This is a genomic window from Rhizobium sp. Root1204, assembly GCF_001424965.1.
In the GTDB taxonomy this organism is placed as follows: domain Bacteria; phylum Pseudomonadota; class Alphaproteobacteria; order Rhizobiales; family Rhizobiaceae; genus Pararhizobium.
Genome location: NZ_LMCZ01000044.1, coordinates 43,018 through 64,142 on the forward strand (window position 1 = coordinate 43,018; position 21,125 = coordinate 64,142).

The following is a 21,125-nucleotide window of genomic DNA, read 5'->3' on the forward strand; positions in this document are numbered from 1 at the left end:
AGATATCCTTTCTTCAGCGCAGCTTTTCGCGCAGCGACACGGCGACGGCAGCAAGAATGATGAGACCGCGGACGATCATCTGGTCGGAGACGGAAAGCCCCATCAGGATCAGACCGTTGTTGAGCATGCCCATCATCAGCGAACCCACCAGCGCGCCGATGATTGAACCCTTGCCGCCGTTGAGCAACGTGCCACCGACGATGACGGCGGCGATCACCGTCATCAGGTCCGTTTCGCCCAGTGTATATTTTGCCGCCTGCAGACGGCCGGCATAAAGCAGGCCGGCAAGGCCGGCGAGCGCGCCGCTGATCACTAGCACCGCAAGCCGGATGCGCGGCACGGGAATGCCGGAGACGCTGGCGGCGCGGGCATTATCGCCGGTTGCCAGAACATGCGCACCGAACTTGGTTTCGCGGAAGATGAGGTGCCCGGCGATGATGGCGATCACGGTCCACCAGATCAGCGAGGGGATGCCGAGCAGCGAGCCAGAACCGAAGAAGCCGGTAAACGTGCTGTCGGTGACAGGAATGGAGCGCAGGTTGGTGAGAGAGCGGGCGACACCGGCAAACAGCCCCAGCGTTGCCAGCGTCACCAGAAACGACGGCAGCCGGACATAGGCGACCAGCAGACCGTTGACGAGACCGATGGCGACTCCTGCCCCGATCCCGGCCGCAATACCGGCGATCATGCCATAGGCATTCATCGTCGCGGCGGCAGAGAGAGCGGCGACCGCCACGGTCGAGCCGATCGACAGATCGATCTCACCGGCCGAAAGCACGAAGACCATGCCGATCGCCATGATCGTGATCGGCGCCGTCTGCAGCACGATGTTGGACAGGTTGCGCACAGTCAGGAACCCGCTGTCTTTCAGCACGATGGCGAAAAACAGGAAGATCGCCAGAAAACCGACATAGACGACATATTGCTGGATATTGATGCGGCTGATCATGCTCATCGCCGGGTTGGCGGCATTGCTTGGGGCGCTGGACATAGCGACTCCTCCGAAGAGCTGGGGTATGGGCGGGAACCTGTGGCTCCCGCCGGGCACTGGCATGCATTCTCGGCGGCCGGTGCGACGACTTCAATCTGCGCCTGGGCGCTGGTCTTACTTGATGGCTTCGGCGATGGTGGCCGGAACATCCTTGTTGAGCGACTTCTTCCAGCCGTCTTTGACCGTGTCCTTGGTGACCGCAAGCGAATCCACCACCAGGAACGGTTCGGCCTGCTTGCCAACAAGCGATCCGGCCGCAGCACGTGCGGCTGTGACGCCGATATTGTAGGCCTCGTCGGCAACGAGTGCTGCAACTGCGCCGCCCTTGACCATATCAAGCGCCGCCGGTTCGTTGAGATCGAGCGTGACGATCTTGGTATGGGTGTTTCCGGCGGCGCGCAAAGTGGAAAGCACGCTCAATGCCGGTTCCGCCCAGGTCACGTAGATACCGTCGAGATCAGGGTTCTGCGTCACCATCGCCTGGGCGATCTCTTCCGCACGTGCCGGATCGGCCATTCCAGCCTCTGCCGTGATCGTCATGTCGGGATAATCCTGCTCGATCGTCGACTTGAAGGCCTGGTCGCGCTGGTTGGTCACGTAGAAATCAGCATCGTGGAAGATATAGCCGACCTTGCCCTTTTTCCCGAGCGCCTCGGCCATGGCGACGCCTGCCTTGTGACCCATCTGGAACAGGTCGTCGGAGACGATCGTCACATAGTCCTTGCCTTGCACGTAGCCCTGCGGCGAGTTGTCGACGAAGGCGAGCTTGACGCCAGCCTTCAGCGCCGGATCGTAGATCGGCCCGGCGGTGGCCGGATCGACCGGCAGCGACAGGATGATCGATGGCTTCTTGGCAAGCACCGTCTCGACATCGGCCTTCTGGCGCGCGGCATCGAAGCCCGCATCCGTCTGGGCGATAACCTCGACGCCGAGGCGCTTGAATTCATCCTGCGCGCCACTGTTGACCGCGTTGGTATATTCGCTCATCTCGTGCCAGACGAGGGCGGCGGTGAACTTGCCGTCCTTGATCTTCGTCTCTTCATCCGGCGTCAACCTGAAGCTGGCGGCCGGTGTCGGCTTTTCGCCGTGCGGACCGGTGGTCGCGCCATCGGCGGCAAAAGCGTGGGTAGACAGAAGCGCGGCAACCAGCCCCGCCGGGATCATCGACAGCTTGTTCATCATTATTCCTCCAGAATCTCGGTTTGATGCGCCGGGCGGTGGTTCGTACCGCCCGGCACAGCACATCACTTCGCGGCGTCGAGAACCGACTGCGGCGCATCGCGGTTGAGCGACTGCTTCCAGCCTTCGGAAACGTCAGCCTTGGTCACGGTCAGCGCCGGGGCGACGATGAAGGCCGGGGTCTCCTGACCCAACAGGGCCTTCAGGCCAGTGGCGGCCATGGTCTGGCCAAGCTCGTAGGCCTTGTCGGCAACCAGCGCGACGACGTTACCACCCTTGACCATGTCGAGTGCTGCCGGCTCTGACAGATCGAGCGTCACAATCTTCGTCTTGGTATTGCCTGCGCCACGCAGGGCAGAAAGCACGCCTTCGGCCGGTTCGGCCCAGGTCACGTAGATGCCGTCGAGATCCGGGTTCTGCAAAAGCATGGCATTGGCCAGCTCCTCGGCGCGGGCCGGATCGGAAATGCCCTGTTCGGCAACGATCTTGATATCCGGATAGTCCTTCTCGATGGTCGTCTTGAAGGCCTGGTCGCGCTGGTTGGTCACGTAATAGCTGGCATCATGGAAGATGTAGCCGACCTTGCCCTTGCCGCCGATCGATTTCGCCAGCGCATCGGCTGCCTGCTTGCCCATTTGGAACAGATCGTCGGTGACGATCGCGGCATAATCCGTGCCGTGCTTGTAACCGGCGGGAAGATTGGAGAGGAACACCAGCTTGGTGCCATCGGTGACGGCCTGCTTGAAGGCTTCGGCGGAGGTCGTCGGGTCAAGCGGCAGAGCCAGAATGACATTCGGCTTGGCGGCCAGCGCCGTCTCGATATCGCTGCGCTGGCGGGCAGCATCAAAGCCTGCATCCGTCGTCACGACAACGTCGACACCCGCCTTGGCAAACTCATCCTTGGCGCCGGCTGAAACGGCGTTGATGAAGTCCGACGACGTGTGCCAGAGCAGCGCCGCCTTGTAGCCCTTGCCCTTCAGGCTGGCGATATCGCTATCCGACAGCTTGATTTCGGCGCTCGGCGTCGCGGTTTCGCCCGCCGGACCGACGGTCTGGGCATGGGCTGCGGCGATCATCGCACCGCTCAGAAGCGCGGCATTCAACAAATTCCTGATAAGCATCTTTCTGTTCCCTTTTTTCAGATTATGGCTGTTTCAGTTGTTCATTCCGCGATGCCGCAATAGCGCGCCATGAAGGTGGCGAATGCCACGATCCCGGCGAGATATTCCTCGACATCGACATGCTCCTCGAATGTATGGCAGTTACGGATATCGCCTGGCGCGCAATAGACGGCGGGCACGCCAAGCCGGTTGACGAAGAACGGCGATTCCGACCAGAACGGCGCGCCCTGTATCGTGCCCCGCCCGGCCATCGCCTCGCTGACAGCGGCGCAAAGCATCGATACCTCCGGCAGATGCTGATCGATCTCCGCCGCCGAGCCACCGAGCGCATGATCGCGGCCAGCGGGATAGGAGATTTCGATTTTGATCTCAGGATCGGAGACCGCGCCACGGATAACATTTTCCAGCTCAGCAGCTGCGGTGTCGAGAGATTCACCCGGCAAAAGCTTGCGGATCAGCGACAGCGAGCATTCTTCCGGCACGGCGATGAACCCACCGCCGGAAAGGCCGGTGATCAGCAGGAATCCGCGCCCGATCAGCGGATGCTCGGCCCGGGCGGAGATATCGTCGGAATGCTTCCACAGCGCCGACATGACCGCATGGCTTGCCTTCAGCGCGTCGCGGCCCAGTTCCGGTACGCCGAAATAGGCGGATTTGCCGGTGATCTTGATATCGGTGATGAAGAAGCCGATCTGCGCCGGATAGACTGCCAGCTGCGTTGGCTCGACATAGACGGTGAAATCCGGCTTTGCCACCGCGCCGGTTTCGATGCTGGCGGTGTAATCCTTGATCCCGGCGGACACGCCGGTTCCCGGCTGGCCACTTTCCTCGTCGCCGACAAAGGCAAAGGCAACGTCTCCTTTGAGCTCGATTCCTGCCTTATCGAGCAGGCTCAGCGCCGCCAGCGAACTGCAGATACCCGCCTTCAGGTCTCCGGCACCTCGGCCCCAGATCTGCCCGTCGATGATCGGCGCGCCAAACGGGTCCTCGCGCTCGGTGCCCGCCCAATGCTCGCGCCAACCATCGACATGGACTGTGTCCGTGTGGCCAATGAACAGCAGCCGCTTGCCGGTGCCATCGCCCTTGCGCTCACCTCGAATGTTCGGCCGTCCCGGCAGGAAGTCCGAAACTGCGATGCCATCGATCTTGCGAGCCCGCATCTGGCGTTCGAGGAAACCCACAAAATTCGCTTCATTGCCGGTAATGCTCTCGGCGCTGATCGCGCCGCGCAGCAGGGCAATCGCGTCGTCGCGGTCGAGGGCAGCGTGCAGTTTTTCCGTCAGAGTGTCGGACATGCTCATCGCAGCGCCTCCTTGAAGGTGACCGTCTCCGCCGGCGGTAGCGACAGGCGGCTGTCGGGAGCATCGGCGCCGAACAGCGCATTGTGCAGGTGGCTGAGCCCGATCGCCGCCGCACCGACAATCGCCGCGCGCGGACCGAGCTGGCTCGCCTCGATATCAACGGGATAGGGGAAGCAGGTTGGCAGGAATTTGCGGATGCGTTCGATCAACTCCAGGCGCAGACCGATCGAGCCGCCCATAATGACCTTTTCGGGATTGGCGATCGCCGCAATCGCGCTGATACCGCGCGCCAGATATTTTGCCGTCTCGTCCAAGGTCGCCGCGGCATGCACATCACCACTCGCTGCCCGCTCGAAGATAGCGGGCACCGTCGCTGTTTCGCCGGACGCCGCAGCATAATGCTCCATGATGCCGATCGAGGCGGTGACGCGCTCGAAAGCGCCGGTGCGCAATGATTCCGGATCGAAGGGATCGGCGCCAAACGGCAGGAAGCCCAGCTCACCGGCAGCGTTCATCGCGCCGCGCACCAGCTGGCCGCCGACCATCAGGCCACCACCGATGCCGGTACCGACCGCGATGAAGGCGAGATTGTCGATGCCCTGCCCTTGCCCCAGCCAGTTTTCGCCCAACACCGCCAGATTGACGTCGTTCTCCAGGATGACATCGACGCCGAGTGCCTTTTCGAAGGCAGCCGCCACGTTCATCGTATCGAAGTCCGAGATGTTTGGGGCAAGCAAGATGCGGCCGGTCTTGGCATCCGGCGCACCGGGCGCACCGATCACGGCCATACGGATGCGCTCACGGGGAATGCTCAGATGTTCCGCCGCCTGCGCACAAAGCTCGGCGATCTGATTGACCACGAACTGGCCGCCGCGCCGGTCGGTCGCGGCAACTTCCTCGGCAAAGACCTGACAGGCAAGGTCCGCGATCGCCAGCCTGATCTTGGTGCCGCCGAGATCGACGGCCGCGATATAGGCCGCATCCGGCACAAGCTCATAAGTGACGGCGGTGCGTCCGACATGACCGCTGGTGCGCCCTGTCTCGCGCACCCAGTCATCCAGCTCCAGCTGACGGACGATTTCCGAAATGGTCTGCTTGGACAGACCCGTCTGCTTGGCAATCGAGGCGCGGGAGATCGGTCCGTTCTGGATGATCGCCTCCATCACGGCCCTTTGTGAAAATTTCCGGGAGATGCGCAGGGTTTCGCTCACGGTCGCCTCAATTAATTCGTTCTATCACCGAACTATTGATTCAGACGCCAGATGAGTCAACAGGAAAATACACAAACAACCCGAGCCGATGGATTTTCCTCTTGTTTCACAACCTCATGCCGTCATGACTTCACAGCCACAACCGTCACGGACAATCCCTTGGAAATATGGAGAGAGCACCTGCGCGCTCTGTAACGCGATGACCAGAAGCGTCTAAACTCAAGCGATTACCGGATACCCCACCCGCTGCGCCTGCCGCTCGAGCTCGGCCAGCGGCTCATAGTCGGCATCGGAAAGAACGGCAAAATCCTTGAGGCAAAGCGCATTCCGCACGGGCTCCAGCGACGGCTGGGCAATGGCCACCCGCAACGCCTGCCTCATCACATCCACATCTGCATCCGAGGCATCGCCGCGCGTGATCAACGGCAGTCCCGGACCACTGACGGTTTGCGTGAGAATCCGGACACCACCCAGATTTTTGGGATCAAACCGCAGCACGTTGCCATAGGTGATGCAGTCGATTGCCGCCACATCCGCCTTGCCCGCGGCAATCGCCGCAATGCTGTTGCGGTGCCCACCTGTTTCGATCACTGAGTCGAAGAACCGGCCACTCCGTGACAGCGGCGCAATGGCGGCGCGAAACAGGTTGTAGCCGGAATTGCTGTCCGGCTGGTTGATCGCCGCCCGTGTACCACGGAGGTCATCCAGGGATTGAGCAGCACTGTTTTTCGCCACAACAATGAAGCTGCGCATCAATGGTCCATCGCAGCCCGGATGACCATAGACCGGCGTCGCCACCAGCTTCACCTTGCCGCGCAGATGCTTGACGTAAGGAAAGCCGCAGGTCTGGGCAAGCAGCAGATCCGGCCGCGTCCAGGCCTGATGATAGTCCACGGCATCGTCCAGCCTGGCCGGAATCTCCTCCAACCCTGCCCGCTTCAGTGCTTCGCTGAGAAAATCCCACAGTTTTGCCGTGGCCTCCGCAAGCGGCGGCGGACTGGCATACATGGCAAGGCTGGCAAGACGCATTCAGGGGCTTTCACAAAGGATAAATGCACTAAAGTAACGCGCTTCATTCATGACGCGCAAATATTACTGCAGCACCTTACGTTTATTGCACAATCGGCCCGCGCCGTATCACCAGATTTTGACGCGGCGGCACGTTCATCCGGAATGGTTCGGATGGGTGATCTCGTCATGCGGCTTCAGGAAAAACCGCCGGGCAATGTCCCAGTAGCTGTTATAGACCAGCCCGCCATTGGTATCGATCAGGGCCTCCCGGTTGCGGCGGTAGACCGAGGGCAGCCGGTACCAGGAAATGCCGGGCTTCAGATGATGCAGCACATGCAGGTTGTTATAGAGAAACAGCAGCCCGAACAGGTGGCTGTTCTCGACGATCGCCGTGCGCTCCTCGTGCCGTTCGGCATAGCGGTGCTCGGCATAGGAGCGCAGCCGCGTCAGCGCCGCGCCAAAATAGACGAAGCCGAAGAAATAGAGCCAGAACGGCATGCCGCAGATCATCTTGACCCAGAACAGAACGGCTGCAACACCCATCATATGGACCGCCCAGACACGCGCCCGGCCGGGTTCGCCGGCCTTCAGAAGCCGCGCCTCTTGCGCCAGGAAACTGACCAGCATGACCGCCGGCCCGATGGTCAGCCGCCCCAGCAGCGTCGTGTTCCAGCGGGCAAGCAGCTTGCCCGTCCGCCCCAGCCGCTCCCAGGCCGCGCGGGTGAAATAGGAGGATTCCGGGTCTTCGATCGGGTCGGTCAGATGTTCGTCGCGATGATGCTCCAGGTGGCTTTCACGATAGATCGGATAGGGCAGCCAGAGCGACAGCGGGATCGAACCGATGGCATCGTTGACGCGCTGATTTTCTGTCGGGTGCCCATGGATGACCTCATGCTGCAGCGATCCCTGCCAGGCGATCAGCCAGCCACCCGCCAGCGCAACGACAGCAACAGGCAGCGATTGCCACCAGAATGTCAGCGCCAGAAATCCGCCGTAGATCGCGATAGCAAGAATGATGGTCGGCCATTCCATGCGGCGGCGCGGAATTTTGATTGTATAGGATGGCGTCTTCGACATGCGCGGCTGTTCCCCCCAAAGGCAGAGAGAAGTTACAGCGTCACGCGCGACTTAGATAATTATGTTTATTTATTTTGTAGACTATTTTGGGAAAATCGTTCGTCCCCAGCCGCATCGGCTGTGGCTTTCATCCTTAATCTGCCCTGGATAACGACATCCGCATCACACCCACGACGCCGGCGTCTTCGGCAAGCGGCCATCCGGATCAACGACATCGAGCCGCGGCGCGCCCTTGGCATTCCACCGCCACAGCGCCACGCAGGTTCCGCCCGGCGACATGAAGGAGGGATAGACGACACCGTCGAAACCCTCGGCCAGCAGCCGCTGGCGCAATAGGTGCGTCTGCGGCACCTTGCCTTCGTCCAGCAGCATCCGCCATTCGCACTGGTGAATATCCTCCGGGACGGCAAGGCTAGACAAAACGTCCAAATCCGTCAGGTCGGCCAGTGCGGCATCCTTGAGATCCAGCTGCGCGATCAGCGCCGGGTGCTGGACAAAACCCTGATTGTATTCCGCCCAGGCGGTTGAAAGTTCACGTGCCGCATAGATCGTCGCCGCTCCCACCGGGTTCCAGCGGCCGCCAAAGCGCGCCGCGCCCTCGCCGGACAGCGGCGCAAAGGCCCATTGCGGCACGAAGGCGCGCCACAGCGTCAGTGCCTCCCTGGCCTTCTCAGGCATAAACGCCGGACCGGACCGCCTCGAGATAGGCCAGCACCTTGTCCGATTTGCCTTCGCTCACCAGATCATAGGCGGTCTTGCCCGCCCATCCGGGGATTGGCTGATGCTTGAACCAGATGGTGGCGCGGTTTTCATCGCCGGCCATTTCGCTCGCCATGGCAAGAATGCGCACGACATGGCTCAAGGCATGATCCACCTTGCGCGCGCCGGATTTCGCCGTCAGCGTATTGCGGGCAACACCAATCAGCCGGGCAAGCTCGGACAGGGTGACGCCGAGCTGCTTGGAGACCCGCTCAGCCGAAAGGAACGGTGATTGACCGTCGCCGAACCGGCTTGCCGTCATATCGAAGCTCAAAGCTGTCATGACACTTTCCTAACCCATCTTGATAAGTACACTATCAAAATATGCTCAAATCATGCGCATTTCAAGCGCAGCCGTCGATCAGCGCGGCTAAACCGGTTTCCGCCACCAGGGCTCGCGCTTTTCCAGGAAGGCCGAAATCCCTTCCCGCGCCTCGTCCGTTTCCCAGACATCGGCCAGACGCTCAATGGTCGCAGCAATGACGGCTTCGGTGATCGGCATGCCCAGCGATCGCGCCAGCGCCTTGGATTGGCCAACGGCTCCGGGCGCAACCTGCAGATAGGGCACCACTTCCGCTTCGATCGCCGCATCGAGATCACTTGGCGGCACCACGCGCGTCAAAAGGCCTGCGGGTTGCGCTTCCTGAGCGTCAAAAATCCTGCCGGACATGAACAAGGGCCGCGCCCGCCCATCGCCGATCCGCGCCACCACATAGGGACTGATGGTGGCAGGAATCAGCCCCAGCCGGGTTTCCGTCAATCCAAACTTGGCGGTCTCGGCCGCAACGGCCACATCGGCAATGCACAACAAGCCGATGCCGCCGCCAAACGCATTGCCCTGCACGCGGGCAATGACCGGCTTTTCCAGATCGTTCAGCGCTTTGAACATCAGCGCCAGCCGCGTGGCCTCCTTGATGCGCGCCGCCCGGTCCGCCTCGATCTGCGCCTTCATCCAGCCGAGATCGCCACCGGCGCAAAAACTTGCGCCGTCCGCCGACAATACAATGGCCCGAACGGCAGCATCTGCGCCCAGCAATCTTGCCACGGTGGTCAATTCGCCGATCATCGTACCGGACAAAGCATTGTGTTTGTCGGGACGGGCAAGCGCCAACCGCGCCACACCCCGGCCGTCAACCTCGACGCGGATGGTCTCATAGGTCATGCCGCACTCCTCAAACTGCGCGCGAAGAGAGACGCGGCCTCAAGCGCGTCTTCATCAAGCTCGGTGACAAATCCGCGGCTCCTCACATAGCGGTCCACCAGCAGCGTATCGACATTGCCCTTGGCGCCCGGCGCATAGGGACAGCCGCCGAGCCCGCCAACGGACGCATCGAACACCCGCAGACCGCGATCCAGCGCCACGCCGATGTTGTCGAGCGCCCGGCCCGACGTGTCGTGAAAATGTCCGGCGAGTTTTTGGGCGGGAATACCCTCAAGCACGACAGCCAGCATGCGGTCCACCGCCTCCGGCGTGCCACGGCCGATCGTATCGCCAAGGCTGATTTCATAGCAGCCAAGCCCCAGCAGCTGCGCCGCGACACCAGCAGCGCTTTCGGGCGCCACAACGCCATCATAGGGGCATTCGACCACGCAGCTGACATAACCGCGCACTGCAATTCCCTCTTTGCGGGCCGCCTCCGCCACGGGACGAAACCGCTCGATACTTTCGGCAATCGAGCAATTGATATTGTGCTGCGAAAATCCTTCGGAGGCCGAGGCGAAGATCGCCACCTCGTCCGCACCTGCCGCAAGCGCAGCCTCGAAACCCTTCATATTGGGCGTCAGCACGGCGTACCGCACGCCCGGCGGCCGGGCGATCCCCGCCATGACCTCGGCGGCATCGGCCAGTTGCGGCACCCAATTCGAGCTGACGAAACTCGTCACCTCGATCCGCTCGAAACCACAACCCGACAGCATGTCGGTGAGCCTGATCTTGTCCCTGGTTTCGATCAGCACCTTCTCGTTCTGCAGGCCGTCACGCGGTGCCATCTCGACGATGGACACGCGGCTTGCGGCGGCATCCGGATCCAAGAAAGACATCACGCCTCCTGCGGCTTCAGCGTAAGCAGAACCGCTCCATCGACAGTCTGGTCACCCTCGGCAACAAACAGGTTTTCAATGACGCCGTCCCGGCTGGCCGAAAGCGTCAGCTCCATTTTCATCGCTTCCATGACAACAAGCGGATCGCCTTTCGACACCGTATCGCCTTCCTTCACCCGCACCAGCTTGATCAGCCCCGGCATCGGCGCCGTCAAACGGTCGCTACCTTCAGCGCTTTCCGCCTCGCCATCCAGCGGATCGGGAACGTGGAAATCGAAGGCACGGCCATCGACAAGGAGTGTAAAGCCCTTCGGTATCTCAAGCCGTTGCAACCGGCTCTGGCGCCCATCAGCCTCGACAAGGCAACCGCCGTCGAACCGGCCGGAAATCCGGACGGGAATGACCCGGCTGTTGCCATGCACGGCAAACAGGTCGAGACCACGCGCCGCCACGCGCAGCATATGCCGCTCGCCGGCATGATCCAGCGTCACCGTGCGCGTCGCCTGCCCCCAGACCTGCCAGTGGCCGAGCGACCGCCAGGGATCATCGGCCGACGGCAGCTGCAGCGTGCCGAGCGACAAAACTGCTGCGAGCGCCAGCGCCGTTTCATCCGGCGCTTCGGTCACCGTCAATGCAGCAACTTCCCGGTCGATCAGGCCGGTGTCGGGATGCCCGGCGGCGAAATCCGGCTGCTGGCTGAGGCGCGTCAGAAATTCAAGATTGTTGGCGACGCCGCCGATATGGCTCGCCGCCAAAGCTGCGGTGAGCCTGGCCAATGCTGCAGCTCGCGTCGAACCGTGGACGATCAGCTTGGCAATCATCGGATCGTAGAACGGGCTGATCCGGTCACCTTGGCGCACCCCGGCATCGACCCGCACACCATCAGCCGGAAACCCGACATGCGATAGCGTGCCGGTCGATGGCAAAAAACCGCGCGCGGGATCTTCCGCATAGACCCGCGCCTCGAAGGCCCAGCCGTCGATCGACAGTTCCGATTGCTTCAATGGCAAGGGCTCGCCATTGGCCACCCGCAATTGCCACTCGACCAGATCGATACCGGTGATTGCCTCCGTCACCGGATGCTCGACCTGCAGCCGCGTATTCATTTCCATGAAGAAGAACCGGTCGGGCCAGAGCCCGTCGGAAACATCGGCGATGAACTCGACCGTGCCGGCTCCGCAATAATCGATAGCGCGCGCCGCCCGTACGGCCGCCTCGCCCATCGCCCGGCGCATTTCCGCCGTCATGCCTGGCGCCGGCGCTTCCTCGATCACCTTCTGATGGCGCCGCTGCAGCGAGCAATCGCGCTCGAAAAGATGCACCGCATTGCCATGCCGGTCGCCGAAAACCTGAATCTCGATATGGCGTGGTTTCATCAGGTATTTTTCGATCAGCACGGCGCCGTCGCCGAAGGCCGCCTCCGCCTCCCGCCGCGCTGCTTCAAGCGAAGCACCGAAATCCTCGGCCCGGTCGACGCGGCGCATGCCCTTGCCGCCACCGCCCGCCCGTGCCTTGATCAGCACCGGAAAGCCGATATCGATCGCCTGTTCGGCAAGAAATGCGGCGTCCTGATTGTCGCCGTGATAGCCCGGCACCACCGGCACGCCGGATTGCTCCATCAGCGCCTTTGCCGCATCCTTCAGGCCCATGGCGCGAATGGCTGCGGCCGAGGGTCCGATAAAGGCCATGCCCGCCGCCTCGACAGCCTCGGCAAACTCGGCATTCTCCGACAGGAACCCGTAACCGGGGTGGATCGCCTGCGCGCCCGCGCGCTCGGCAGCCGCAATGATCCGTCCGGCGTTCAGGTAGCTTTCGCTCGCCGCCGCAGCGCCGATGCGAAAGGCTTCGTCCGCCAGTTCGACATGCAGCGCACCGGCATCCGCATCGGAAAATACCGCGACCGTCCGAATACCGAGCCGCCGCGCCGTGCGAATAATCCGGCAGGCGATTTCACCACGATTGGCAACGAGTATCTTGGAAAACATTACTCTATCCCGGTCTATTGCGCGGCGATGACTTCGACCTCGAGAAGCCAGGCTCCGTCAAAAATACCGGCGATTACCACTGTCATCGCCGGCGTCAGGCTGCCCAGATATTCGCTGCGGATTTCACGATTGGCCACGGTGTGATGCCGGTCAGCGAGATAGGCCGTCACCTTGACGATATCCGCCTTGCTCATCCCGGCGGCCTTCAATTGCGCATCGACATTCAGCCAGACCTGCCGCGCCTGGGCTTCAAACCCTGCCGGTACGTTGTCGTCTGAATCCGTCGGGATCTGGCCGCTGACGAAGAGCAGCCGCTGAAAATCCTCAAGCCGGACAGCCTGTGAATAACCACCGCGTGGCTGAGGGGCGTTCTTGGCATTGAATGCATCACGTTTCATGGTCTTTCTCCTCACATCCTGAACAGGCCAAAACGGGTATCGTCGATCGGCGCGTTGAGCGCAGCCGACAGGGAAAGCGCCAGCACATCGCGGCTTTTGCGCGGGTCGATGATGCCGTCGTCCCACAGCCGCGCCGAGGCGTAGAGCGGGTGGCTCTGGGTCTCGAACAGGTTCAGCACCGGCTGCTTGAATTTTGCCTCGTCTTCGTCGCTCCAGGGCGTGCCGGCCCGCTTCAGCGCATCACCGCGCACGGTTGCCAGCACCCCTGCCGCCTGCTCGCCGCCCATCACCGAAATGCGGCTGTTCGGCCAGGTCCACAGGAAGCGCGGTGAAAACGCCCGGCCGCCCATGCCGTAATTGCCCGCACCAAACGAGCCGCCGACCAGCATGGTGATCTTCGGCACCCTGGTCGTCGCCACCGCCGTCACCAGCTTGGCACCGTGCTTGGCAATGCCCTCCGTCTCGTATTTGCGCCCGACCATGAAGCCGGTAATGTTCTGCAGGAAGATCAAAGGGATCTTCCGCTGCGAGCACAGCTCGACGAAATGCGTGCCCTTCAGTGCCGATTCCGAAAACAGCACGCCATTGTTGGCGATGATGCCGACCGGAATTCCGTGAATATGGGCAAAACCGCAGACCAGCGTCGTTCCGTAGCGCGCCTTGAACTCGTCCAGCCGCGAGCCATCGACGATCCGGGCGATCACTTCGCGGATGTCATAGGGCGTGCGCAGGTCGGCGGGAACGACACCAGAGATATCTCCGGGATCGTAGACCGGTTCTTCCGGCGCCTGCCGCTCGATGGTGGTTATGGAGGTGCGGTTGAGGTTGGCAACCGCCCGGCGCGCCAGCGCCAGCGCATGCGCATCGTCGCGGGCCAGATGATCGGCAACGCCGGAAAGCCGCGTGTGCACATCGCCGCCGCCGAGATCCTCCGATGTCACCACCTCGCCCGTCGCAGCCCGCACCAGCGGCGGCCCGGCGAGGAAGATCGTCCCCTGCCCCTCGACGATGATTGCCTCGTCCGACATCGCCGGGACATAGGCGCCACCCGCCGTGCAGGAGCCCATGACGACGGCGATCTGCGGAATGCCCGCGGCCGACATATTGGCCTGATTATAGAAGATGCGGCCGAAATGATCGCGATCCGGAAACACTTCATCCTGGTTCGGCAGGTTGGCGCCGCCGGAATCGACCAGATAGATGCAGGGCAGGTTATTCTCCGCCGCGATCTCCTGTGCCCGCAAATGCTTCTTCACCGTCATCGGATAATAGGTGCCGCCTTTGACCGTCGCATCGTTGCAGACGATCATGCAGTCACGGCCGGACACACGGCCGATACCGGTGACCAGCCCCGCCCCCGGCGCCTCGCCCTTGTAGAGCCCGTGCGCCGCCGTCAAGCCCACTTCCAGAAAGGGCGTCGCCGGGTCGATCAGTTGCGCCACCCGTTCACGCGGCAGCATCTTGCCACGGCTGACATGACGCTCGCGCGCCACCTCGCCGCCACCGCCGGCAGCCAGCGCCGCCGCTTCCTCAACGACACGCATCGCCTCCGCCATCGCAGCGCTGTTGGCGCGGAAGGTTTCCGAGGACGTGGTAATTTGCGATTTCAGAACGGCCATTCATTCCCCCGACCAAACATCCTGCAGAGTGTCACGTTCAAGCCGTCTCGCCGAAAAGCTCCCTGCCGATCAGCATACGCCGTATTTCCGAGGTTCCAGCACCGATCTCGTACAGTTTCGCGTCTCTGAGCAAGCGCCCGGCCGGATAGTCGTTGGTGTAGCCGTTGCCGCCCAGCACCTGGATGGTTTCGAGTGCCAAGGCCGTTGCCCGTTCTGCCGCATAGAGAATGCACCCGGCCGCATCCTTGCGTGTCGTCTCGCCCCTGTCGCAGGCGGCCGCCACAGCATAGACATAGGCGCGTGCTGCGTTCAGCGTCACATACATGTCGGCGATCTTGCCCTGCATCAGCTGGAATTCGCCGATCGGCTGGCCGAACTGCTTTCGCTCATGAAGATAGGGGACCGCGACGTCGAGGCAAGCCGCCATGATCCCGAGAGGTCCTGCCGACAGGACCACGCGCTCATAATCGAGACCCGACATCAGAATGCGCACGCCGCCGCCAACGCTGCCGAGCACATTTTCCTCCGGCACCTCGCAATCGCTGAAGATTAGCTCGCAGGTATTGGAGCCGCGCATCCCCAGCTTGTCGAGCTTCTGGCCGGTTGAAAATCCGGCAAAACCCTTTTCGACCAGAAACGCGGTAATGCCGCGCGGCCCGGCGTCCGGATCGGTCTTGGCGTAGACCACCAGAACGTCCGCATCAGGACCATTGGTGATCCACATCTTGTTGCCGTTGAGCACATAACGGTCGCCACGCTTGTCGGCGCGCAACTTCATCGACACGACATCCGACCCGGCCCCAGGCTCGGACATGGCCAGCGCACCGACATGTTCGCCGGAGATCAGTTTCGGCAGGTACCGGGCTTTTTGCACGTCGGAGCCGTTGCGGTTGATCTGGTTGACGCAGAGGTTGGAATGGGCGCCATAACTCAAGGCCACCGAGGCCGAGGCCCGGCTGATTTCCTCCATCGTCACGCAATGGGCGAGATAACCAAGGCCGATGCCGCCATAATCCTCGCCCGCCGTGATCCCGAGCAGGCCGAGATCGCCCAGCTCCCGCCAAAGCGGCATCGGAAAGCTGTTGCTCCGGTCGATATCCGCCGCCTGCGGCGCAATACGCTCGCTTGCAAACCGCTGCACGGTGTCGCGCAACGCCTCGATCTCGTCGCCCAAGGCAAAATTCAAGCCGCCAGAATACATCGGGCCTCCTCTCAGCCGGATCGCGCTGCTTGAACGGAAAGAAGACGACAATATGAAACCCGGCCGCCCAAAAGGCGGGCAAGGATGTCGGCATTCCTCCCGGTACAGCAGCCGCTGCAAGACGCCGGTGCGGCAGACTCCTCTCCACAGCACCGGTACCGTTTTTGAGACTAACACAGCCGCAAAACAATTTCCGAACCAAGACAGCAGCTTGCGCGCATGATTTGCAAAAAAATGCGGTCGAGCCGGATCGCCTGCGATGGCAGTTGCGGCGATGAGCGGATAACTGCGTGTCTTCAGAATACGGAATGATCACGTTTATCCTTGCGCAAGAAGCCCGTAGTCTCCAAGACGGGCTTGGAACAACGGCAGCGGACGCATCTAATGACGGCAAAACAGATCGCAATCATCGGCGGCGGCCCGGCGGGCCTGATGGCGGCGGAGGTTCTATCGTCGTCCGGCCATGCCGTAACGATCTACGATGGCATGCCGACATTCGGCCGCAAGTTCCTACTTGCCGGAAAATCAGGTCTCAACATCACCCATTCCGAAGACTATCAGCGTTTCGCCACCCGTTTCGGCGCCGCATCGGATCGCCTGCGTACTGCGCTGGATGCTCTCACCCCCGCCGACGTACAGTCATGGGCTTCCAGCCTCGGCACGGAAACCTTTACCGGCACTTCCGGCCGCGTCTTTCCAACCGTCATGAAGGCCTCGCCGCTGTTGCGGGCCTGGCTGAAGCGGCTGGAGACACAGGGCGTCAAGCTGATGACCCGCCACCGCTGGACAGGTTTCACCGATGACGGCCTCACCTTCGAAACCCCGAATGGCCTCAAAACCATCCACAGCGACGCGACGCTGCTTGCGCTCGGTGGCGCCAGCTGGCCGCGCCTCGGTGCCGATGGCAGCTGGTTTCCGTTGCTGAGAGACAAAGGCGTCGGCATCACCGACCTGCAGCCCGCCAATTGCGGCTTCGATGTCAATTGGAGCGATGTCTTCAAGGACCGCTTTGCCGGCGCGCCGCTGAAATCCGTCACGACCACATCGGATGCAGGCACCTTCCCCGGCGAATTCGTCATCTCCCGCCATGGCATCGAAGGCAGCCTCGTCTATGCCCATTCGGCGGCGTTGCGGGAGCGGCTGATACGGCAGAGCAACGCAACCCTGCTGGTCGATCTTGCCCCCGGCCGCAGTGTCGAACGACTGGAAAGGGACCTGGCAAGGCAGGACGGAAAAATCAGCCTTTCCAACCGCCTGCGCAAGGGCGCTGGCCTGGAAGGCGTCAAGGCCGCACTCGTGCGCGAACTCGGCACCCAATCGCTCGGCGATCCCGCCCAGCTCGCGCTGCTGATCAAGGCCCTGCCCATTCCCGTCACGCGGCCCCGTCCCATCGCCGAAGCCATTTCCTCGGCAGGCGGCATCCGTTTCGATGCTGTCGATGAGCGCTATATGCTGAAAGCCTTGCCTGGCGTCTTCGCCGCCGGAGAAATGCTGGATTGGGAAGCCCCAACAGGCGGTTACCTGCTCACCGCCTGTTTCGCCACCGGCCGGGCGGCGGCGGCGGGGATCAATCAATGGCTGAAAAGCCAAGTTTAAGCATCGCCGATTTCAGTTGGAGCGTTTGGTCTGCGTTGCCGGCAACTGATCGATCAACGCAAACAGCACCGCTGCCGGCACCACCTCGTCGGTGCGGAACGTCACCGCACCATCCTTGCTGACCAGCATCATTGCAAAGAAGCCGTCCGTGACGTCCAGATCGGAGCGGATGGCGTAGCAATTGAGGTCGTATTCCGGTCCGAACAACGCCTTGACGTCATTGCGACCGACCTCCAGCACGATGATATCTCTTTCGCGCAGCCCCTCGGCCTGGGCAAGCAGCTGGTTTGCCTGCCGCGCCGCATCGATATGACTGTCATCCGGGAAAATGATCACCACGCGGTAGCGCCATTCGAAATCGGCCAGACTCATTCCGCCCTGCTGCGGATCGATTTCGATACCGGAGATTGCGGGAGACAATGATTTCAGCATTGCCGTCATCCTCCTGCGTTGAACCATGAGGAAATTAACTGCCGATCAAGGCATTTGGTTCCGAATCCTTCGCGGAGTCGATGCGTGGCGGCAGAGCCATTCATCCCCCCGTCATCAAGTCAGTTGCGCAAGCAGACGATGCAGGCCTACTGCACCAGAATCGCCCGAAAATCATTGACGTTGGTCCCTGTCGGTCCCGGCTTGAAAATGTCACCGACCGCATCGAATGCGGTCCAGGCGTCGTTGCGGTCGAGTAAAGCCGCTCCGTCGACACCGGCCCTTGCAAGCCGCGACACACTCGTGTCGTCCGCAAACGCCCCGGCATTGTCCTCCGACCCATCGATACCATCGGTATCGGCGGCTAGCGCCGAAATACCATCGGCACCATCGATCCCGAGTGCCAGCGACAGAAGAAATTCGCTGTTGCGCCCACCCTTGCCCTTGCCCCGGATCGTCACTGTCGTCTCGCCGCCGGAGAGAATGACCACCGGCTTTTGAAAAGGCCGGTTTCGAACGGCAACCTCGCGGGCAATCGCCGCATGCACGCGCCCGACCTCCCGCGCCTCGCCTTCGATGGCATCGGACAGTATCACGGCCTCGACACCCGCCGCCCGTGCCGTTTCGGCCGCAGCCTCCAGCGAAACCGCAGCCGAGGCGACAAGCCGGACCGCGTTGCGGCGAAACCTTTGGTCGGCCGGGTTGGGAGCTTCAGACGCATCGCTGCGGATATACGCCATCACCTTTTCCGGCAATTCCAGGCGATAGCGTTCGATAAGGCGCAAGGCATCGTCGCGCGTGCTTTTGTCCGGGATGGTCGGCCCCGAAGCGACCAGCGCCGGATCGTCGCCGGGAATGTCCGAGACCACCAGCGACACGACCTTCGCAGGCCAGGCCGCAGCAGCCAGCCGTCCGCCCTTGATGCCGGAAACATGCTTGCGGATCGCATTCATCGCGCTGATCGGCGCGCCGGATGCCAGAAGCGCCCGGTTGACGGCGATCTCGTCGTCCAGCGTCAGATCACCAGCCGGTAACGGCAATAGCGCCGAGCCGCCACCGCAGATCAGCGCCACAACGAGGTCGTCGTCGGTGAGGCCACTGACCTCCTCCAGCAACCGGCGCGATGCCTTCAGCCCGTTCCCGTCGGGCAGCGGATGCGATGCCTCCAACACCTCGATCCGCTCGCAGCGCGCACCATAGCCGTATCGCGTCACGACAGCACCGGTGAGCGGTCCATCCCACAGCCGCTCGAACACCTGCGCCATCTGGGCAGCCCCCTTGCCGGCGCCAATCACCACCGTGCGGCCCTTGAGTTTTTCCGGCAGATTGGCGGCGAGCACCTTTTCCGGGTCGGCGGCAGCGACCGCCGTATGAAACAGCGTTTCCAGAAAGGCTTTCGGGTCGGCGATCACGGCCATGTCTTTTATCCTCATTCATGAAAAAGACCGGGCAGCCCTCCTCCTGGCTGCCCGGTCCTTGTCGTCAGGCGACCGCGTGGTTGGCCATGCGTTCAAGCGCCGTGACGAGACCCGAGTGATCGAGCCCGGCATCGCCGTGGGCAGCGCAGCTGTTGAACAGTTCCTGCGTTGCCGCCGTGTTCGGCAGCGAAACACCGATGGCTTTTGCGCCCTGAAGGGCGAGGTTCAGGTCCTTCTGATGCAGCGAGATGCGGAAACCCGGATCAAAAGTGCGCTTGACCATACGGTCGCCATGCACTTCCAGAATGCGCGACGAGGCAAAGCCGCCCATCAGGGCCTCGCGGACCCGTGCCGGATCGGCGCCGGCCTTGGAGGCGAAGACCAGCGCTTCCGCGACAGCCTCGATGGTGAGCGCAACGATGATCTGGTTGGCAACCTTGGTCACCTGTCCATCGCCGCAATCGCCGACCAGCGTGATGTTCTTGCCCATCAGCTTGAGCAGCGGCAGCGCCCGGTCAAAACTTGCCTGCGCACCGCCGGCCATGATCGACAGCGACGCGTTCTTTGCACCGACCTCGCCGCCGGACACCGGGGCGTCGATATATTCGGCGCCCGTCTCGCGAACTCGTCTGGCGAATTCCTTCGTCTCGATCGGCGAGATCGAGCTCATGTCGATGACCAGCTTGCCCGCCGACAGGCCAAAGAAAACGCCGTTTTCGCCGAAGAGAACATCCTTCACTTCCGGCGTGTCCGGCAGCATCAGGATGGTGATGTCGACCTTCTCAGCCAGCGCCTTCGGTGTTTCGACGAACTTCAGGCCGTTGTCGATCAGTTCCTGCTTCGGCGGGATATGGAATGTCGAGGTAACGACGGTGTGGCCGGCATCCTGCAGATGGCGCGCCATCGGCGTGCCCATGATACCCAGTCCGATAAAGCCGATTGTGGCCATGATGCTTAACTCCTGATCTTGATAATGTCTGCGCCATGCGACTGGCGGTTTGTCTCGGTAAACCAGCCGAGCCCTTCGGATGTCGTAGTGCGCGGCTTGTATTCGCAGCCGATAAAGCCGTCATATCCGGCCGCATCCAGCGCCTCGAAGACGAAGGGATAGTTGATCTCGCCGGTGCCCGGCTCGTTGCGGCCGGGATTGTCAGCCAGTTGCACATGGGCGATCTGCCCCTGGTATTTCTTGAACGTACCGATCAGCTCGCCCTGGGTGCGCTGCTGATGGTAGAGATCGTACTGGATGAACAGGTTGTCGCTGCCGGTTTCCTTGATGATCGACGCTGCCTGTTCCACCGTGTTGAGATAGAAGCCTGGAATATCGAACCGGTTGATCGGCTCGATCAACAGCCGGATGCCGTGCTTCTTCAGTTCGCCCGCAGCCAGCCGCAGATTGGCAACGAAGGTCGCCCGCAAGACATCGTCGGAGACGCCGACCGGCGCAATGCCGGAGAGGCAGTTGATCTGGGTGCACCCGAGCGCGGTTGCGTAGTCGATCGCCGAAGCCACGCCGCGGCGGAATTCATCCACCCGGTCAGGCAGCACGGCAATACCACGCTCGCCACCGGCCCAGTTTCCGGCCGGCAGATTATGCAGCACCTGGGTCAGGCCGTTGACCTCGAGTGCCGCCTTCAGCGCCTTGGCGTCGAAATCATAGGGGAAGAGATATTCCACAGCGTCGAACCCGGCCTTGGCAGCCAGCGCGAACCGATCGAGGAACGGCACCTCGGTGAAAAGCATCGTCAGGTTTGCCGCAAATTTTGGCATGAGAAAATCCTCCGTTCTC

General features: G+C 62.0%; 20 protein-coding genes. 1 reads left to right on the plus strand and 19 read right to left on the minus strand.

What is annotated here, in order from left to right; genetic code table 11:
• Positions 1–13: 13 nt before the first annotated feature.
• The 15 genes from ASC96_RS30625 to ASC96_RS30695 form a co-directional block, all read right to left on the minus strand.
• Entirely contained in the window at positions 14–991 is a 978-nt protein-coding gene (locus ASC96_RS30625) for an ABC transporter permease (protein WP_060506843.1), read from the minus strand.
• A gap of 114 nt (positions 992–1,105) precedes the next feature.
• Positions 1,106–2,170 carry a substrate-binding domain-containing protein gene (locus ASC96_RS30630; RefSeq protein WP_244482399.1) on the minus strand — a complete coding sequence of 355 codons (1,065 nt, stop codon included), beginning with the start codon at positions 2,168–2,170 and terminating at the stop codon, positions 1,106–1,108.
• 65 nt (positions 2,171–2,235) lie between these two features.
• Positions 2,236–3,291 (minus strand): substrate-binding domain-containing protein, encoded by a 1,056-nt coding sequence (locus ASC96_RS30635; protein ID WP_060506845.1) that lies wholly within the window; start codon positions 3,289–3,291, stop codon positions 2,236–2,238.
• Positions 3,292–3,332: 41 nt separating this feature from the next.
• Positions 3,333–4,592 (minus strand): M20/M25/M40 family metallo-hydrolase, encoded by a 1,260-nt coding sequence (locus ASC96_RS30640; protein WP_060506846.1) that lies wholly within the window; start codon positions 4,590–4,592, stop codon positions 3,333–3,335.
• Positions 4,589–5,803: an ROK family transcriptional regulator gene (locus ASC96_RS30645; protein WP_060506847.1), complete on the minus strand. Its 1,215-nt coding sequence runs from the start codon at positions 5,801–5,803 to the stop codon at positions 4,589–4,591. Before ASC96_RS30645 ends, ASC96_RS30640 begins: the two co-directional genes overlap by 4 nt.
• Positions 5,804–6,022: 219 nt before the next feature.
• On the minus strand, positions 6,023–6,832 hold the full coding sequence (locus ASC96_RS30650) for a PhnD/SsuA/transferrin family substrate-binding protein (RefSeq protein ID WP_060506848.1): 810 nt from the start codon (positions 6,830–6,832) through the stop codon (positions 6,023–6,025).
• 135 nt (positions 6,833–6,967) lie between these two features.
• Entirely contained in the window at positions 6,968–7,891 is a 924-nt protein-coding gene (locus ASC96_RS30655) for a fatty acid desaturase (protein ID WP_060506849.1), read from the minus strand.
• 162 nt (positions 7,892–8,053) lie between these two features.
• A complete protein-coding gene (locus tag ASC96_RS30660) occupies positions 8,054–8,569 on the minus strand; it encodes an RES domain-containing protein (protein WP_060506850.1) in 516 nt (171 codons plus the stop codon).
• Positions 8,562–8,933 (minus strand): antitoxin Xre/MbcA/ParS toxin-binding domain-containing protein, encoded by a 372-nt coding sequence (locus ASC96_RS30665; protein ID WP_060506851.1) that lies wholly within the window; start codon positions 8,931–8,933, stop codon positions 8,562–8,564. Before ASC96_RS30665 ends, ASC96_RS30660 begins: the two co-directional genes overlap by 8 nt.
• A gap of 87 nt (positions 8,934–9,020) precedes the next feature.
• Positions 9,021–9,812, minus strand: coding sequence for a crotonase/enoyl-CoA hydratase family protein (locus ASC96_RS30670; RefSeq protein WP_060506852.1), 792 nt, complete (start codon positions 9,810–9,812; stop codon positions 9,021–9,023).
• Entirely contained in the window at positions 9,809–10,690 is an 882-nt protein-coding gene (locus ASC96_RS30675; protein WP_060506853.1) for a hydroxymethylglutaryl-CoA lyase, read from the minus strand. Before ASC96_RS30675 ends, ASC96_RS30670 begins: the two co-directional genes overlap by 4 nt.
• Entirely contained in the window at positions 10,690–12,675 is a 1,986-nt protein-coding gene (locus ASC96_RS30680) for an acetyl/propionyl/methylcrotonyl-CoA carboxylase subunit alpha (protein ID WP_060506854.1), read from the minus strand. The genes ASC96_RS30675 and ASC96_RS30680 overlap by 1 nt, the downstream gene beginning before the upstream one ends.
• 14 nt (positions 12,676–12,689) lie before the next feature.
• Positions 12,690–13,073 carry a RidA family protein gene (locus tag ASC96_RS30685; RefSeq protein ID WP_060506855.1) on the minus strand — a complete coding sequence of 128 codons (384 nt, stop codon included), beginning with the start codon at positions 13,071–13,073 and terminating at the stop codon, positions 12,690–12,692.
• Positions 13,074–13,084: 11 nt separating this feature from the next.
• Positions 13,085–14,692 (minus strand): carboxyl transferase domain-containing protein, encoded by a 1,608-nt coding sequence (locus tag ASC96_RS30690; protein ID WP_060506856.1) that lies wholly within the window; start codon positions 14,690–14,692, stop codon positions 13,085–13,087.
• 37 nt (positions 14,693–14,729) lie between these two features.
• Positions 14,730–15,893, minus strand: coding sequence for an isovaleryl-CoA dehydrogenase (locus ASC96_RS30695; protein WP_060506857.1), 1,164 nt, complete (start codon positions 15,891–15,893; stop codon positions 14,730–14,732).
• Between the two features lie 384 nt (positions 15,894–16,277).
• Between ASC96_RS30695 and ASC96_RS30700 the strand changes: the two genes are divergently transcribed.
• Positions 16,278–17,489 carry a TIGR03862 family flavoprotein gene (locus ASC96_RS30700; protein WP_060506858.1) on the plus strand — a complete coding sequence of 404 codons (1,212 nt, stop codon included), beginning with the start codon at positions 16,278–16,280 and terminating at the stop codon, positions 17,487–17,489.
• Between the two features lie 12 nt (positions 17,490–17,501).
• Here ASC96_RS30700 and ASC96_RS30705 read toward each other — a convergent pair whose 3' ends face one another.
• The 4 genes from ASC96_RS30705 to hyi all read right to left on the minus strand — a co-directional run bounded on the left by ASC96_RS30705 (position 17,502) and on the right by hyi (position 21,106).
• Complete coding sequence (locus tag ASC96_RS30705) at positions 17,502–17,921, minus strand: DUF4174 domain-containing protein (RefSeq protein ID WP_060506859.1); 420 nt, start codon at positions 17,919–17,921, stop codon at positions 17,502–17,504.
• Between the two features lie 146 nt (positions 17,922–18,067).
• Complete coding sequence (locus tag ASC96_RS30710) at positions 18,068–19,336, minus strand: glycerate kinase (protein ID WP_060506860.1); 1,269 nt, start codon at positions 19,334–19,336, stop codon at positions 18,068–18,070.
• Between the two features lie 64 nt (positions 19,337–19,400).
• Positions 19,401–20,285 carry a 2-hydroxy-3-oxopropionate reductase gene (locus ASC96_RS30715; RefSeq protein WP_060506861.1) on the minus strand — a complete coding sequence of 295 codons (885 nt, stop codon included), beginning with the start codon at positions 20,283–20,285 and terminating at the stop codon, positions 19,401–19,403.
• A 5-nt stretch (positions 20,286–20,290) separates the two neighbouring features.
• Positions 20,291–21,106 (minus strand): hydroxypyruvate isomerase, encoded by an 816-nt coding sequence (gene hyi / locus ASC96_RS30720; RefSeq protein WP_060506862.1) that lies wholly within the window; start codon positions 21,104–21,106, stop codon positions 20,291–20,293.
• Positions 21,107–21,125: the final 19 nt, after the last annotated feature.